This is a genomic window from Roseovarius sp. MBR-154 (genome assembly GCF_053628595.1).
The window spans coordinates 23,068-38,204 of record NZ_JBRJGR010000021.1 but is presented as its reverse complement, the minus strand read 5'-3'; the positions used below and the strand labels follow the sequence as shown (position 1 = coordinate 38,204).

General features: G+C 62.9%; 16 protein-coding genes and 1 tRNA gene. 2 read left to right on the top strand and 15 right to left on the bottom strand.

Going from position 1 to position 15,137, the window contains the following annotated elements; all coding sequences use genetic code 11:
* Nucleotide 1 precedes the first annotated feature (1 nt).
* The 7 genes from ACSSV4_RS18840 to ACSSV4_RS18810 all read right to left on the bottom strand — a co-directional run bounded on the left by ACSSV4_RS18840 (nucleotide 2) and on the right by ACSSV4_RS18810 (nucleotide 8,684).
* Nucleotides 2-1,234: a formate dehydrogenase subunit gamma gene (locus ACSSV4_RS18840; RefSeq protein ID WP_454276644.1), complete on the bottom strand. Its 1,233-nt coding sequence runs from the start codon at nucleotides 1,232-1,234 to the stop codon at nucleotides 2-4.
* Complete coding sequence (gene fdh3B, locus ACSSV4_RS18835; protein ID WP_454276643.1) at nucleotides 1,231-1,827, bottom strand: formate dehydrogenase FDH3 subunit beta; 597 nt, start codon at nucleotides 1,825-1,827, stop codon at nucleotides 1,231-1,233. Before fdh3B ends, ACSSV4_RS18840 begins: the two co-directional genes overlap by 4 nt.
* Nucleotides 1,814-4,999 carry a formate dehydrogenase subunit alpha gene (locus ACSSV4_RS18830; protein ID WP_454276642.1) on the bottom strand — a complete coding sequence of 1,062 codons (3,186 nt, stop codon included), beginning with the start codon at nucleotides 4,997-4,999 and terminating at the stop codon, nucleotides 1,814-1,816. Before ACSSV4_RS18830 ends, fdh3B begins: the two co-directional genes overlap by 14 nt.
* Nucleotides 5,000-5,023: 24 nt before the next feature.
* Entirely contained in the window at nucleotides 5,024-5,221 is a 198-nt protein-coding gene (locus ACSSV4_RS18825) for a hypothetical protein (protein ID WP_454276641.1), read from the bottom strand.
* 144 nt (nucleotides 5,222-5,365) lie between these two features.
* Entirely contained in the window at nucleotides 5,366-5,686 is a 321-nt protein-coding gene (locus tag ACSSV4_RS18820; protein WP_454276640.1) for a hypothetical protein, read from the bottom strand.
* Complete coding sequence (gene ctaD / locus ACSSV4_RS18815; RefSeq protein WP_454276639.1) at nucleotides 5,683-8,166, bottom strand: cytochrome c oxidase subunit I; 2,484 nt, start codon at nucleotides 8,164-8,166, stop codon at nucleotides 5,683-5,685. The genes ACSSV4_RS18820 and ctaD overlap by 4 nt, the downstream gene beginning before the upstream one ends.
* Complete coding sequence (locus ACSSV4_RS18810; protein ID WP_454276638.1) at nucleotides 8,163-8,684, bottom strand: cytochrome c oxidase subunit II; 522 nt, start codon at nucleotides 8,682-8,684, stop codon at nucleotides 8,163-8,165. The genes ctaD and ACSSV4_RS18810 overlap by 4 nt, the downstream gene beginning before the upstream one ends.
* Before the next feature lie 165 nt (nucleotides 8,685-8,849).
* Between ACSSV4_RS18810 and ACSSV4_RS18805 the strand changes: the two genes are divergently transcribed.
* Nucleotides 8,850-9,365 carry a DUF2231 domain-containing protein gene (locus ACSSV4_RS18805; protein WP_454276637.1) on the top strand — a complete coding sequence of 172 codons (516 nt, stop codon included), beginning with the start codon at nucleotides 8,850-8,852 and terminating at the stop codon, nucleotides 9,363-9,365.
* On the opposite strand, the gene ACSSV4_RS18800 is transcribed toward ACSSV4_RS18805, so the two are convergent.
* From ACSSV4_RS18800 to ACSSV4_RS18765, 8 genes are all read right to left on the bottom strand, one after another.
* Entirely contained in the window at nucleotides 9,335-9,847 is a 513-nt protein-coding gene (locus tag ACSSV4_RS18800; RefSeq protein WP_454276636.1) for a CopD family protein, read from the bottom strand. The two genes, ACSSV4_RS18805 and ACSSV4_RS18800, sit on opposite strands and share 31 nt — an antisense overlap.
* Complete coding sequence (locus ACSSV4_RS18795; protein WP_454276635.1) at nucleotides 9,841-10,512, bottom strand: cytochrome c oxidase assembly protein; 672 nt, start codon at nucleotides 10,510-10,512, stop codon at nucleotides 9,841-9,843. Before ACSSV4_RS18795 ends, ACSSV4_RS18800 begins: the two co-directional genes overlap by 7 nt.
* Nucleotides 10,513-10,833: 321 nt before the next feature.
* A tRNA-Phe gene (locus ACSSV4_RS18790) sits at nucleotides 10,834-10,908 on the bottom strand.
* A gap of 77 nt (nucleotides 10,909-10,985) precedes the next feature.
* Nucleotides 10,986-11,168, bottom strand: a complete 183-nt coding sequence (locus ACSSV4_RS18785) for a DNA gyrase inhibitor YacG (protein ID WP_454276634.1) — start codon at nucleotides 11,166-11,168, stop codon at nucleotides 10,986-10,988.
* Nucleotides 11,165-12,190 (bottom strand): ribonuclease E/G, encoded by a 1,026-nt coding sequence (locus tag ACSSV4_RS18780; RefSeq protein WP_454276633.1) that lies wholly within the window; start codon nucleotides 12,188-12,190, stop codon nucleotides 11,165-11,167. The genes ACSSV4_RS18785 and ACSSV4_RS18780 overlap by 4 nt, the downstream gene beginning before the upstream one ends.
* Nucleotides 12,187-12,765 (bottom strand): Maf family protein, encoded by a 579-nt coding sequence (locus ACSSV4_RS18775; RefSeq protein WP_454276632.1) that lies wholly within the window; start codon nucleotides 12,763-12,765, stop codon nucleotides 12,187-12,189. The genes ACSSV4_RS18780 and ACSSV4_RS18775 overlap by 4 nt, the downstream gene beginning before the upstream one ends.
* 14 nt (nucleotides 12,766-12,779) lie before the next feature.
* Nucleotides 12,780-12,998: a translation initiation factor IF-1 gene (infA, locus tag ACSSV4_RS18770; RefSeq protein ID WP_005978431.1), complete on the bottom strand. Its 219-nt coding sequence runs from the start codon at nucleotides 12,996-12,998 to the stop codon at nucleotides 12,780-12,782.
* Between the two features lie 84 nt (nucleotides 12,999-13,082).
* On the bottom strand, nucleotides 13,083-13,967 hold the full coding sequence (locus tag ACSSV4_RS18765; RefSeq protein ID WP_454276631.1) for a carbon-nitrogen hydrolase family protein: 885 nt from the start codon (nucleotides 13,965-13,967) through the stop codon (nucleotides 13,083-13,085).
* Between the two features lie 122 nt (nucleotides 13,968-14,089).
* Between ACSSV4_RS18765 and ACSSV4_RS18760 the strand changes: the two genes are divergently transcribed.
* Entirely contained in the window at nucleotides 14,090-15,127 is a 1,038-nt protein-coding gene (locus ACSSV4_RS18760) for a hypothetical protein (RefSeq protein ID WP_454276630.1), read from the top strand.
* The last annotated feature ends 10 nt before the right edge of the window (nucleotides 15,128-15,137 follow it).

Sequence of the window (15,137 nt, the reverse complement as noted above, 5' to 3'; positions counted from 1 at the left end):
CTTAACCTTCCCTCGCGGCATCACCGCGTGCTTCAAGGTCCTTCAACCACAGTTCATGGTGCTCTTCGGCCCAGTTCCGGTCGACCTCGCCACCCCACATGGCCCAGATCGCGCCCTGCATGCCCACCGTGCCGATGTAGATATGGCCAATGAAAATGGCGATCAGCACTGTCGCCAGCGTGGCGTGACCCAGCATGATCCAACCCATGATCTCCAGGTCGACCCCGAAGAATGGAAACATCAGCATGACGCCGGATGCGATCATTGCGATGCCACCGAGCACGGCCGCCCAGAAGACCAGCTTCTGCCCGGCATTGAACTTGCGAGCGGGTGGGTTGTCGGGATCGTCCGAGAAGAATCCGCCGCCACTTGCCAGCCAGTGCAGGTCAAGCCGGGACGGCAGATTGCGCCATGTCCAGAGCAGTATCATTATCAGGAGTCCCACGGCGAACGGCGGGAAGAAGAGCGCGTGCCCCCAGGTCGATATGCGACCGAGAGAGCCGAGCACACCCTCGCCGAACGGTCGGATCAGCGTGTCGCCATAGGCGATCACAAGACCGGTCAATGCCAGCACAATGAAACTTGTCGCTGTCATCCAATGGTTTGCACGCTCAAGGAAGTTGAACCGCTTGACCGTGCGTCCCGAGCGTCCGTAGGCGATCGGCACGCGCCCCCGGACGGCCAGAACAAGTGCAAGCAGCAGGGCAAAGCCCAGAATGATAACAGCCCCGAAATGCGTGATCGTGTCGGCCATGCCAAAGCGCCAGTCGCGGCCTTCGGGCCGCTCAAAGAGCGCGGCATAGGGGTAGGGCAGCGAGGATATGCCGACCACTCTTTCACTTTGCCGGGCCGTCTCGAGTGACTGTGCATCGGCAGTAAGCCAAGCCTGCGTGAGACTGCGCGCGTTACCGACAAACGGTTCCTCAATCAGAAAATGGTCGGTCCGCGGACCTGAAACGGGTGCCTCTTCTGACGGGGCGGGGCCCGTGCGAAAGCGCTCGTCCATCAGGCGGGTGCGGGCCGTGAGAGCATCATAGGCCAGCATTTCCCCGGCATAGCTGCCATCGGGCTGTGAGAGGCGCCATTGGGTTTCGGGAACAGTGAGAGATTCGCCGTCAAAGATCGCAATGATCTGCCAGATGAGCGCGACGAGCAAAAGCAGCGCGGCGATGGCGCCGCCGATGCGGTACGCTGTGAAGTCACGGCCCCGGACGATCGGTGTCTGCTCGGTCATGTCTCCTGCTCCGGATAGTAGGCGGTTTTCCAGCCCCAGGCACCGGTTCCGAACCCGCGGTGTACGACCCGTTCCCGATAGATCTCGCCGATGGTCTCTCCGTCGCCGGCAAGCAGGGCGCGGGTGGCGCAGACTTCGGCGCAGATCGGCAACTTGCCCTCGGCGATGCGGTTGCGGCCATATTTATGAAATTCGGCTTCGGAATTGTTCTCTTCCGGTCCGCCCGCGCAATAGGTGCATTTGTCCATCTGGCCGCGCGAACCGAAAAGCGTCTCCTTGGGAAACTGCGGCGCACCAAAGGGGCATGCGTAGAAGCAATAGCCGCAGCCGATGCAGGTGTCCTTGTCGTGCAGCACGATTCCAAGATCGGTCTGATAGAGTGTCGAGGTCGGGCAAACGGCCACACAAGGCGCATCCGTGCAATGCATGCAAGAGACGGCAACGGATTTCTCACCCGGTTCGCCATCGTTGATCGTGACCACGCGGCGCCGCACCATGCCCCAGGGCACCTCGTGCTCGTTCTTGCACACCGTCGCGCAGGCATTGCACTCAATGCAGCGATCCGCGTCGCAGAGAAACTTAAGTCGCGTCATTGTCGTCTCCTTCCATCGCGGCTACCCGGCAGAGCGTGGCCTTTGTCTCTTGCATCTGGGTGACCACGTCATAGCCATAGGTCTGGACAGTGTTCGACGCCTCGCCAATCACCCAAGGGACGGCCCCCTCGGGATACCGATGGGAAATATCCTCGCCCTGCCAGATCCCGGCGAAATGGAACGGCAGGAAAACCGTGCCGGGACCGACGCGCCGCGTGACCATCGCCTGCACTCGTATCCGCCCCTCGGGTGTATGGACCCAGCAAAAGGCCCCATCGTCAACGCCGACAGAGGCGGCATCACGCGGATTGATCTCGACGAACATCTGCGGCTGGAACTCTGCCAGCCACTTGTTCGAGCGGGTTTCGTCGCCGCCGCCCTCGAATTCGACAAGGCGACCGCTGGTCAGGTTCAGGGGGTAGTCCTTGCTATAGTCGACCTCTTGAATCGAGCGATAGAGCGAGGGCAACCGCCAGATTCGCCGATCCTCGAAGGTTTGGTATTCCGGCAGGAGATCACGCCGCGTCGTATAGAGCGGTTCGCGGTGCAGCGGCACCTCGTCAGGGAAGTTCCAGACATAGGCGCGGGCCTTGCCGTTGCCGTAGGGGGCAAGCCCGTGCTCAATGGCGACCCGTTGCAGCCCTCCGGAAAGGTCGGTCTTCCAGTTCACCTGCATGATACGGTTGCGCAGGGGTGGCTCGTCGTCTCTGTCAGCCTGCGGATTCGCTGCGAGGTATCCCTCGATCGCGGTCAGCGCCGCTTCGGGATAGTTCGGGAAGCGGTCCGAGATGTCTTCTTCGGACGAACCTTGCGAGGCGCCGTTCGCGGTGCCCCAGGATTCCTCGATATCCTCACTGTCGCCGGAGTCGTTGCTCTCGGCGATCCTGCGACGCATGTCCGACTCGAGGGCGTCAAGGGCTGAACCGGCCTCTTCCTCGGATAGCGTCAGCAAGTCGTGACGGTAGCGATCCGCACCGATTGCGGCGATCACCAGCTTCTCGCGCGCGGTCAGTTCGTCAGCAAAGCCGAGCGCATCGAGCATGCCCAATGTAACTTCCGGATATCCATCCTGGATCTCTGAACCTTGCGTATAACTGTCCTCGGCCAGAAGGTTCTCGCCGTCATGCTCGACCCCCCACCGGGCACGAAAGGGCAGGCCACCTTCCGCCACCGGCTTGGAGGTATCGTAGAGCAGGGGCGTGCCGGGATGGCCCTGTTCGGGTTGGCCCCAGCTTGGCCAGGGAAGGCAATAGAATTCTCCCTCGACCGGGCCGGACTTGCCCATCAACGTGATCGAATCGAACTTGTCCTGATGCTCCATATGGGATTTCAGGCGTTCCGGGCTCTGACCGGTATAGCCGATGGTCCAGGTGCCGCGATTGATCTCGCGCAGCATGTCCTCAGCCAGTGGCACGCCATCCTCGCCGCGGCCGATATGTTTGTAGAGTTCCGCGTCAAACCCGAATTCCCTCGCGAGGAGATAGAGAATCTCGTGGTCTGATTTCGCCTCGAAAACCGGGTCCACGACCTTTTCGCGCCATTGCAACGAGCGGTTTGAATTGGTGACCGAGCCGGCCATCTCCATCGTCGTCCCGGCGGGCAGCAGATAAAGGTTGTCGCTGCGCTCGTTCTCGATTGCGGTCTGGGTCGGATAGGGGTCGATGACGACGACAATATCGGCTGTTTCCAGCGCGCGTTTGCGATCCGGGCCACGGGTCTGGCTGTTGCTGGCATGGCCCCAGAAGACCATCCCCTTGATCGGGTGAGGTTGATCGAACGCGTCTTCGCTCTCGAGCACACCATCCATCCAGCGGCTGACCGGAACGCCGGGGGCCTCCATCAACTCCTTGGAGGCGAAACGGTCGCGTATCCAGTCATAGTCCAGATCCCAGACCCGGGCCCAGTGTTTCCACGCCCCCTCGGTCAGACCATAATAGGCTGGGAGCGTGTCATTGGCGACGCCGAGATCCGTCGCGCCCTGGACATTGTCATGGCCACGAAAGATGTTCGCGCCGCCGCCCACTTTGCCAATATTGCCCAAGATCAGTTGCAGGATCGACGCGGCGCGCGTCTTGTTGTTGCCAATGGTGGATTGCGTCAGCCCCATGCACCAGATCAGCGTACCCGGTCGATTTTCGGCGAGCGTGCGCGCCACGCGTTCCAACTGTTCGGGGGCGATGCCGGTGACGCGCTCGACCTCCTCGGGGGTCCAGCGGTCGATTTCTTCGCGGACCCGGTCAAAACCAAAGACGCGCTGATCGAGAAATTCCCGATCCTCCCAGCCATTCTGCAGGATCACCCGAGCAAGTCCCCACATGAAACCCACATCCGCGCCGGGGCGGATACGCACGTACTCATCGGCATGCGCGGCGGTGCGCGTGAAACGCGGATCGACGACGATCAACGGCGCGCCGTTTTCCTTTCCGTTCAGCACATGCAACATCGAGACCGGATGCGCCTCGGCGGGATTGCCACCAATGATGATGATCGAGCGCGAATTGCGGATGTCATTATAGGTGTTGGTCATCGCACCGTAGCCGAAGGTGTTGGCCACACCGGCGACCGTGGTGGAATGGCAAATGCGCGCCTGATGATCGGTATTGTTGGTGCCCCAGAGCGCGGCGAACTTGCGGAACATGTAGGCCTGTTCGTTCGAGAACTTGGCCGAGCCCAGCCAATAGACGCTGTCGGGGCCGAACTCTTCACGAATACGGCTGAATTCGGTTCCAATCTCCGAGATCGCCTGTTCCCAGGAAATGCGTACCCACTCCCCGTTTTCCTTCTTCATCGGATACTTCAGACGGCGCTCGCCCACCGCGACCTCGCGCGTTGCCGCACCCTTTGAGCAATGCGTGCCCTGGTTGATGGGGCTCTCGAACGCCGGTTCCTGCCCGATCCATACGCCGTCCTGGACTTCGGCCCAGATCGAGCACCCCACCGAGCAGAACGGGCAGATTGTCTTGCGGATCACGACATCTGCCTTTTCCACGGGACCCTCAGCGCGGGACCGCTCGACAAGTCCTGCCGTGGCCCCCATCGAGCCAAGGGCGAGCCCCCCCAGACCGCTGTTGCGCAGAAAGGCCCGCCTGCTGAGCGTGCCCGACGCGGGCGGTATCAGCGTGCGGGCCCGTTTGGCGGCTGGCGCGGTGCTGGAAGTTCGTTTCCTCAGCATGCAGTATCCTCTCCTGGCTGGACTTCAGGTTCTGGCGAGGCGGTAGAACGTGCGAATATGGTCGTTATCCTGAAACCGCACCTCACGGGGGTCGGCACGCCGAGGCGCGCTGCTTTGTTGCGCGGTGGCTGATGACGGCAGGGCGGCGCGCGCTCCGGCAAACGGCGCGAGTGCAAGCAGCTGGCGACGTGATAAGCCAGCCTTGTCGCTTTCATCTGTCATGGCAGCTCCCCTTTGATTGTCGCAGGGCCTCCGGGTGCCAGGACGCCCCTTTTGCCAACCTCAACCAGCAACATCAGGGGATGGTTCCAAATTTTTTTCTGCGGCTAAAGAAGGGGCCGTCTCGCCGATGTCAGCACCGCACAGTCACAGGCAAGGGGACGTTACCGCAACCGGGAAGAGAGACCATGCAGTTGCGACAAGGCCGACCCAGCCGGTAATGCGGCTGACCCGACGCACAAAGCGGGATGCCGAACGGGCCCTCGGGTGGTAGAGCGCCGTGAGCAGCGCCGCCTGCAGCACGAGTGCGACCAGATATGCCCCCCACAGCAAGAGCTTTGAGAGCGGAACGCCCCATAGCGTGCCGCTGATGTCATGGCCGCACACAAGGCCATGCACCGCGTAAACGGCGCTGAAGGATGCCAGCCACACAAGCGGCGCAATCAGGATGCGGAGCAGGTCGGTCATTGGCTCACTCCGGGCAGATGCGCCGCCACCAGCACGAGCAGACCGATAACCGACGCATAGTCGACCCAAAGAGCGACGATTGGAAACTCCGCCCGCCGCAGGGGCGAGGTGAAGCTGCGCCCGACGCGGGTGATCAGAAGGGCCACCATCACCGCGACCAGACTGGCATGGAAGAGGCCGTAGCCGCCAAGCACGAAAAGCGTGGCCCCATAGGCATGCCCGCCGGGTGACGGGGTGTAGACCAATACCGCCGCGCACGCGATCCCGAGCAAAAGCGCGCCGATCAGGGCGACCGCGAGAAGGGGAACAACAGCGCGCCTCCGGCGGAGGGCGTGGATCGCGAGACGGATCGCGATGGGGCCGGTTACGCTTCCAAGGGCACCCAAGCCGAATATGCCGACGGACGGTTCGAACCAGGACGGCGGCGGCCAGCCGGGCGCAACCGTCCAGAGGAAGGCATAGCCAAACAGCAGCGAGCCGAACAACGTGGCATTCGCGATCAGCAGAAAGAACGACCCCCACCAACCGGGAGACCGCTCGACAGCGGCTGCATTCGGCAGGGTCAGTCCGCCTCCGATGTTCTGCGGGCCAAGATCCCGCTTGCGACCCAGGGACCAGACCCACTTGCAGGCCAGCGCCAGGACACCCGCAAGGGCAATGGGAACCATCCAGTAAAGTTTCAGAAGCAGCGACAGAAAGAACAGGCCGGTGACGGCCGCCATCACGATGGGCAGTCGTGAGTTTTTCGGGTAGATGATGTGAAACTCCGGTTTACCGCTCGCCACATCCACGGTCAGGGTTTCCCGCCAGCCGTGGCGCGGTGTCCCGAGAAAGCCCTCGCCGCGTGCCAGCCGCCCCGGCAGATCCGGCTCCGCCGCGAGCGGGTCACGGTCCGTGACCTCGGGCAGGCTGGCGAAATTATAGCTTGCCGGCGGCGTGATCATCGCCCATTCCAGCGTCGTCGCGCCCCAGGGGTTGCGCGGTCCCCTGCGCGGCGTCACGATGTGCAGGATCACGTCGAGAATGACGATCGCGATCCCGATCGCAAGAACGAAGCTGCCGACCGAGGAGATGAGATTGATGGCCGTCCATCCATCCTCGGGGGCGTAGGTCGGGATGCGGCGGCGCTGGCCAAGCAGGCCCACCCAATGCATGGCGAGAAACGTGATGTGAAAGCCTGCAAAGATTAGCCAGAAGGCAAGTTCGCCGAGGCGGAGGAAACGTCGGCGCCCGGTGAAATGCGGCAACCAGTAGTATAGCCCGGCGAATATCGGAAACACGAAGCCGCCAAACAGCACATAATGCAGATGCGCAGTGATGAAGGCGGTGTCATGTGCCTGCCAGTCGAACGGGACCACCGCGACCATGACCCCGGTCAGGCCGCCGATGACGAAGGTGACGAAAAAGCCCAGAATATGGAGCATGGGCAGGTGCAACTCGGGTCGTCCCTTCCACATGGTACCGATCCAGGCAAAGACCTGCACGCTTGTCGGGACCGCCACCAGCGTTGAGGCCGCCGAGAAGAAGGCAAGGCCCATATGGGGAATGCCGGTCGTGAACATGTGGTGGACCCAGAGGCCAAATGACAAGAAGGCCAGCGCCACCGTGGCGGCGACGATCCAGCCATATCCGAGCAGCGTCGTGCGGCACATCACCGGCAGAACTGTGGACACCACACCCGCCGCAGGCAGGAATATGATGTAAACCTCCGGGTGGCCGAACAGCCAGAACAGATGCTGCCACAATAGGCTGTCGCCACCATGTTCCGCTTGAAAGAATGGAAATCCGAACGCGCGCTCGACCTCAAGCAGAATGGAACCGAGGATCATCGGCGGAAAACCGGTCAGGATCATCAGCGACGTAATGAGCGCATACCAGCCAAAGATCGGCATCCGCGCAAGCGACATGCCCGGCGCGCGGTATTTCAGGATCGACACGGTGATTTCGACGGCAGCGGCGATTGCAGAGATTTCTACGAACGTAATGCCGATCAGCCAGAAATCGGTGTTGATGCCCGGCGAATAGATCGCGCCGGTCAGCGGGGGATACATGAACCAGCCGCCGTCCGGAGCGATGCCGAACAGCATCGACACAAGCAGCATCGTGCCGCCGAAGACATAGCACCAATAGCCGTAGGCGGTCAGGCGCGGGAACGCGAGGTCACGGCTGCCCAGGATCTTGGGCAGAAGGTAGACCGCCAACCCCTCGAAGGTGGGGATGGCGAACAGGAACATCATGACGGTCCCGTGCATCGTGAAGATCTGATTATAGATGTCAGGCCCTGCGAAAGCTGAATGCGGCGTCGCCAGCTGCGCCCGGATGAGCATCGCCAGCAGGCCACCGATCAGGAAAAACAGAAAGGCCGTCACAAGGAACATACGTCCGAGATCGGTGTGGCTCACCGTCGAGAACCACCCCCGGAATCCCGGCTCTGATGCCCAGATCTCGGTCAGTCTGCGATGGCGCTCGAGTGCCTTCATTGCTCAAGGCTCCCCAGGAACGCGTCCCATCCGTCGATATCATGGGCCGTTACTTCGAAGGTGAACCAACCATAGCCGCTGCCGCTGAACTCGGCGCTGAAACCTTTATAGGTGCCCGGCTCGTCCGCCTCGATCCTGAGGACGTTGACGTGACCCGGGATCGCATCCAGCTTGCCGGCAAGACGCGGCACCCAGAAACTGTGAATGACATCTGTGGTCGTGATTTCCACATCTACGGGACGCCCCGCCGGAATGTGGAGGACATCCTTCGTCGTCTGACCTGAAGCGTCGTCATAGGAAAAGGTCCACGACCAGCGCCGCCCTTCCGCGCCCACACGCACGACCTCTGCATCGTTGCGGGGCAGCAACCGTTCCCCAATCACGAGCCCGTAGGCAAGCAGAGCCGCGAGCACCAACATCGGGAAGCCAATGCCGAGCGTCAAAATCCAGACTCGCACCTGCCGTGGCTCGCCGCCAGCACCCGATCGCGACCGGAACGCCAGACCAAGAAGGACCATGACCAGGACAAAAACCAGAGCACCCCCCGCGAACATGACCCACCACAGGCTGGCGATGGCCCGCGCTGCGGGGCCAGCCGGATCGACAGTCGAAGAGTCTCCATTGCAACCACAAAGCGCCAAAAGAGTTATGGCCATGACGTAACCACGAGGAGACCAGGAACAATGACTGCGAATGAAACCAAGACCGATGAGCAAGAATCGACCGGCCCGGTCGGTGAGCTTGTGCAGTCCGACGAAACAGAGTCGCGGGTTTCCGTGTTCGGGCACCCCATCCATGCGATGAGTGTAGCCTTTCCGGTCGCGCTCACCTTTTGCACGTTCGGCGCAGATCTCATCTATTGGTGGACAGAGGATGGCTTCTGGGCTCGCGCCGCGCTCTGGGCCTCTGGCACCGGCTTTCTCTTCGGGATGTTCTCCGGATTTTCTGGCACGGCGGAGTTGCTGCTCGTTCCAGGAATTCGCGCGCGCGCCATGGCCTGGACCCATTTCATCATCGCGGTGACGCTGTTGGCGATCCTTGGCGCGAACTGGGGCCATCGCCTCGGCGGTTACGAAGCGGCCGTCCTGCCCTACGGCATTCTCCTGTCGGGCCTGAGCGTATTGATGGTGATGTTCACAGGGTGGCACGGCGGCAAGCTCGTCTTCGATTATCGACTAGGAACGTCAAAAGGCAACTGACCGTCGCGTGGCGCAAGCAACCATTCGGGAAACTCGATCCAAGTCAGGTCCGGCTTGGAAAGTACGAGGACCAGGATTGCAAGAACTGGTACGAGACCCGCCGAGATTAACAGAACGGGGTTTGCCGGTCGGTGTTCATTGGGCTCTTCAGAGGAATCGGCGAGGGAATGACCCAGCCAGGCATGGACAGCGACAAGCAGGCCGACAAAGGCGAGCTTGGCGTAGAACCAGGGTACAAAGACCTCACGCATGAAGATCAGCCAGGTGCCCGCGATCACGGCAATCACCGCGGCCGGAGTCACGCAAACGGTGTAGATGACATGCGTCATCCGGCGAATCGTGACGTAGTCTTGCGCCGAGACAGCCGGAGTCTGCTGCGACAGCATCAGCGGAAGCACCAGAAGCCCGCCGCACCAGATCAGCAGGGCCGCGATGTGCACGACCTTGAAGATCGGAATCGTTGAGAGAAACCATTCTAGCACGCTGACAAGTCCCTCAGACGCGACCAGCTCTGCCGGGCCATCAGGGCGGCAACGACAGCGTAGGGAATACCCGCGGGCACCCACATGATCAGGCCGCCAAGCTGCTGATCCGCAAGCGGTGTCAGCCCCCAATCAAATGGCGCCAATGCGTGCGCGGCATAGAGCGCATGTGGGGCGAAGGTAAGCACGGCACCCAGCATCCCCATTTGCGCGAAGGCCGCGACGATTACGACAAGTTGCAGGAAGGGTACTTCCCTGGCGGCAAAAACCGCTCTCCAGAACCAAAGAGCGCTGCCCAGTAGCGTGATTTGCATCAACCAGTAGACAGCCACATTCGCAAGAGCGTGATCATAGGCCACCGGATGATGCCAAGCCCAGAGCGTCAGGGTCGAAACCGCGAAAGATAACCAGACGCGGTCGGATTTTGCCGCAGGCCACGCCCATGCCAGAAGCGGTGCTGCGACCGCGACAAGGAGCACATGATGAACCACCCGCGCCGAGAACAGCGCGGAGGAGAGCGCGCATAACGGCGAGACGAAGGCGACAATCATCACGGCCACCGCAAGACGACCCGTCGGCTCGCGGCGCACCAGAAATGCCAGAACCGCCAGCGCAACAAGAAGACCCGGGTCAAGATTCCATCTCGCCCAAAGTTCAACAGGCAAAGGAGCCGGACCGCAGTAAATCGTGTCCAAGGCGGATGCCCTCCTTTCATCTTGCAGGATGCTTTTCTTGCGGGCTCCTCTGTTAGACTATGTCCGCTGCGATATGTTCCACGCCGAACGACAAAAATTAGCGCCGTGTCCCTGTGAAGTACCAAAAAACCTTCACGCCGCCGATCATGCCCTTTCTGCCACGGGCCAACGTCGCGAAGCACGCGGGTGATCCAAAACGCCTTCCATACGGTCGAAAACGCGGAATTCGAACCGCAAAAACAACCTTTTTCTTCAAGATGTTAGCGGAATCAGAAAGTGAATATAGCGAAGTGGTGCCCGGGGGCGGAATCGAACCACCGACACGAGGATTTTCAATCCACTGCTCTACCCCTGAGCTACCCGGGCACGGGAGAAGGCGGGGCCTTCGGGTGAGCGTGTCTTAGGCGAGGCCGGGCGGGGTGTCCAGAGGGTATGCGCAAAAATCAATGGGGTTTTTGCGGGTCTTTTTCTGCGGCGTCCAGGGCTGCCTCGACATCCTCGGGCTCGGTGGAGGGCACGGCATAATCGCCGCTGAACCACTTGCCCAGATCGACATCGGCGCAGCGTTTCGAGCAGAACGGGCGATAGCTTGTATCGGTGGGTTTCTTGCAGATCGGGCAGGTCATGTCAGCATGTCAGTCAGCGGCAGGCGGTCGCGTTTGCGTTGCAGCTCAAAATGGCCCAGCGGCGTCCATCCCGCAAGGGCGGTTTCGGTCGCGTCCTTGCGAAAGGCGGCGCGCAGGGTGGTCTCGAATGTGCGGCGGTCCTTCTTGGGCATCGGTGCCAGGTCGAGCGTGATCTGCCCTCCGAGGCCGCGCAGGCGCAATTGCCGGGGCAGGTCGCGGGCCATGGCAAGATTGGCCTTGAGCCCGGCTGCGGGGCCGGCATCTCCGCCGGTATTCACATCCACCGCGACGAGCGCCCGGGTCGGCTCGATGAAATACGAGGCCCCACCGGGCAGCGGCACCTGTGCGCCGCGCAGCATATCGACCTGGTCGAGCACGCCGAGCAAGGCAAAACACCCCGGATCGGTGATCACCTCCGAGGGCTCTGCCCAGTCCCGCCAGGCGAGGGCATGCGGGCCGTCGCCTTCGGTCAGCTTTTCAGGCTCGCGCCCGGCGGCATCGGTCAGCACCGCGCGGGCCAGATCCTGCATGGCGCGAATGTCCTCGGCAATCTCATCCGCGTCCCCCTTGGCGCAGGCCGAGCGCAGGATCAGGCCCATGTCGCTCTCGCCCATTTCCGCATGCGCGATCTGCAACAGCCTGTCGCGCAGATCGTCATCCTTGATCGACCGCGACACGTTCAGTCCCGGGGCCTCCGGCGTGACAATGGCATAGCGGCTCTTGAAGAGGAGTTTCGTCGTCACCGGCAGGGCCTTGCCCGGTTCCGCGTAGCCGGTGACCTGCACCAGCAGCGGCTGACCGGGGGCGAGCCCCTTGATCTGCCGCAAGAACGCCGAGCCATCGGGGGTGCGCAGGAACATGCCGCCTTGCCCTTTTACGGGCCGGTCGGCAATGGCGCGGTAGATGGCACCGGGGCGCGGCTGGTCCGAATCGATCAAGAGATCATCGAGCCTGCCCTCCACCATAAGGGCGGCGGCCTCGGACCCATTGATATGATCGAGGGCAATGGTGCGACCGGTCATTGGGTGTCCTTCCAGAGCGGATAGCCGGCGGCTTGCAAGAGCCCGGCGGTCTCGGCCAAAGGCAGGCCGACCACGGCGGTGAACGAGCCTGATATCCACGGGATCAGCGCCCCGGCGGGGCCTTGGATGCCATAGCCGCCCGCCTTGCCCTGCCAATCATTGCTGGCGAGATAGGCGTTGAGTTCCTCGTCCGAGAGGCGCTTCATCCGCACGGCGGTGACCACGTCACGTTCCCAGATATGTGCACCGCGTCGCACCGCGACGGCGGTGATCACCCGGTGACGACGGCCCGAGAGGGCAAGCAGGAACGCGGCGGCCTCTGCCGCCGACTCGGGCTTGCCGAGAATACGGCGGCCCAGCGCCACAGTGGTATCGGCGGCGAGCACGATATCGTTCTCCTCCGCCGGGACCGCCCCCGCCTTTTCCCGCGCCATGCGGGCGCAGTAGGGGCGGGGCAATTCCCCCTTGGCGGGGGTTTCGTCGATCTCGGGCGGGCGGATGTCATCCGCCACGACGCCGATCTGCGCCAACAGATCCCTGCGGCGCGGGCTACCCGATCCGAGAATGAAACGCATGAAAAATCAGACGCTTACTTGAAGCGGTAGTTGATCCGACCCTTGGTCAGATCATAGGGGGTCATCTCAACCTGCACCTTGTCGCCTGCCAGAACGCGGATGCGGTTCTTGCGCATCTTGCCTGCCGTATGTGCGATGATCTCATGGCCGTTCTCAAGCTCGACCCTGAATGTCGCATTCGGCAGGAGTTCCTTGACGACACCGGGGAATTCGAGCGTGTCTTCCTTGGCCATGGTCTCTCCTTGCTTTGGCATTCCGCCATTCTTGCGGAACGCGCTAGTAAATGGGCCTGTTTCACGTTTTTTTCAAGGGCATAATCACCCGAGCGGCATAGATGTGACCTGCATGTCGCGGCCCGCCTGTTCGGCCCAGTGGCGGCGGTTGAGCACGACGCCGTCGTCGCGGACATGCGCGACACGCGCAAGGTCCACTTCGGCCAGCGTCCAGCCGGGGCGGTTGAGCGTGCCTTCGGCAATGACGCCGGTCGGCGGAAAGCCCCTGTCGGGCGGGCCGAAGATGCCGCCCATGCCGGTATTTTCATCCACCGCCGGCGACCATCCCGCATCGCCCACGGTCGAGGACATGACGGTGACGCATTGCAGTTCGAGCGCGCGCGCCATCGCGCCGATGCGCACCCGCCAATATCCCGTCAGCGCCTCGGTGCAGGAGGGCACGAGGATCATGTCCGCGTCCTGCAGGGCGCGACCCAGAAGGGGGAATTCACAGTCATAACAGATCAGGATGCCGATCTTGCCGAGGCTCGTGTCGAACAGGCGCAGCGGCCCGCCGGGCACCACGTCCCACTCTTCACGCTCGAACCGGGTCATGATCTGCTTGTCCTGCACGCCGCAGCCGCCCGAGGGCGTGAACAGCCGCGCGCGGTTGACCGGGCGCGCGCCGAGATCAGGATCGAACACCGGGGCCGAGGCGGCAAGGATATGCAGCCCGTGCTTGGCGGCCAAGGTGCTGTGCAGATCGTCCACATCCGCGATCCGGTTCGAGACCGCATGCAGCGACCGCTCCAGATCGCCCGCCGCCTCCGGCCCGTCGAGCATCGCCAGTTCCATCGCGCCGTATTCGGGAAAGACCGCCAGATCAGCGCCTTGGCCCGCAGCATCGGCAACCCAGTCGGTGATCTTGGCGGCATAGTCGGCCCAGCGTGTCAGGGCGTCGAGCGGGTAGGCGGCGGTGGCGATTCTCATCTTGGTCCTCATGTGCAGCAGTCGCTGCCGTTGTAATCTCTCGGGCGGGCCGCGTCGAGCGATTGCCGCTCTGTGCGCAACCGTGCTATCACTTGTTTTAACGAGGCAGGGCAGCCCCACATATGGCGAAAACGGCACTCAGCAAATACCAGCGGCTCGAAGCGGCGGGCCTGTGGCGCGCCGATGCGGAGGCGCAGCGCATCGACGTGATCGTGTCGGTGGGCGAGGCGACGTTGACCATGACGGATATGCGCGAGCGGGTGCAGGCGCATTGGTCGATCGCCGCCATTGCGCGGGCCAATCCGGGGCAGAGACCAGCGATCTACCACCCCGATGGCGACCCCGGCGAGACGCTGGAACTGCCCGAGGACGAGACCGACATGATCGCCGCCATTGAAACCCTGCGCAACGCCATCGCCCGGCAACGGCCGCGCCCCGGACGGGTGCGGCTCTATGGCGTGCTGGCCAGCGTGTCGGCGGTGATCCTGCTGGCGCTTGTCTGGCTGCCGGGTGCCGCGCGGGACCATGCGCTGCGCGTGGTCCCCGAGGTCAAGCGGGCCGAGATCGGGCAGGCGCTCATCGCCCATTTGCAGCGCGCGACAGGCCCGGCCTGCCGTGCCCCCGGGGGCAATGCCGCGCTCGCCGCCCTTGCGCGTCGCCTGCCGCCGCGCGACGGGGAGGTGCGGTTCATGGTGGTGCGCAACGGCGTGGAAGAGACCCTGCGCCTGCCCGGCGGCACGGTGATGATCAACGCCGATCTGGTCGAGGATCACGACGAGCCCGACGTTGTCGCCGGTTATATCATCGCCGCCTATCTGCGTGCCGAGGCCCGCGACCCGCTCGGCCGGCTTCTGGCCGATGCCGGGCCGATGGCAAGCCTGCGTTTGCTGGCGACAGGCCAACTGACCGAGGAAACCCTGCGTGCCCATGCCGAGAGGCTGCTGACAACGCCGACCGCGCCCCCGCCGGACGCGGCGATGCTCGATGGTTTCGCCCATTGGCAGCTGCGCGCGCGGCCCTATGCCTATGCCCGCGACATCACCGGCGAGACGGTTCTCGGCCTGATCGAGGCCGATCCCTTCGCGCGCGGCGCAGAGCCGCCGCCACAGATTCTGAGCGACGGCGACTGGCTGCGGTTGCAAGGGATTTGCGGCGGCTGAACGGTTGGCT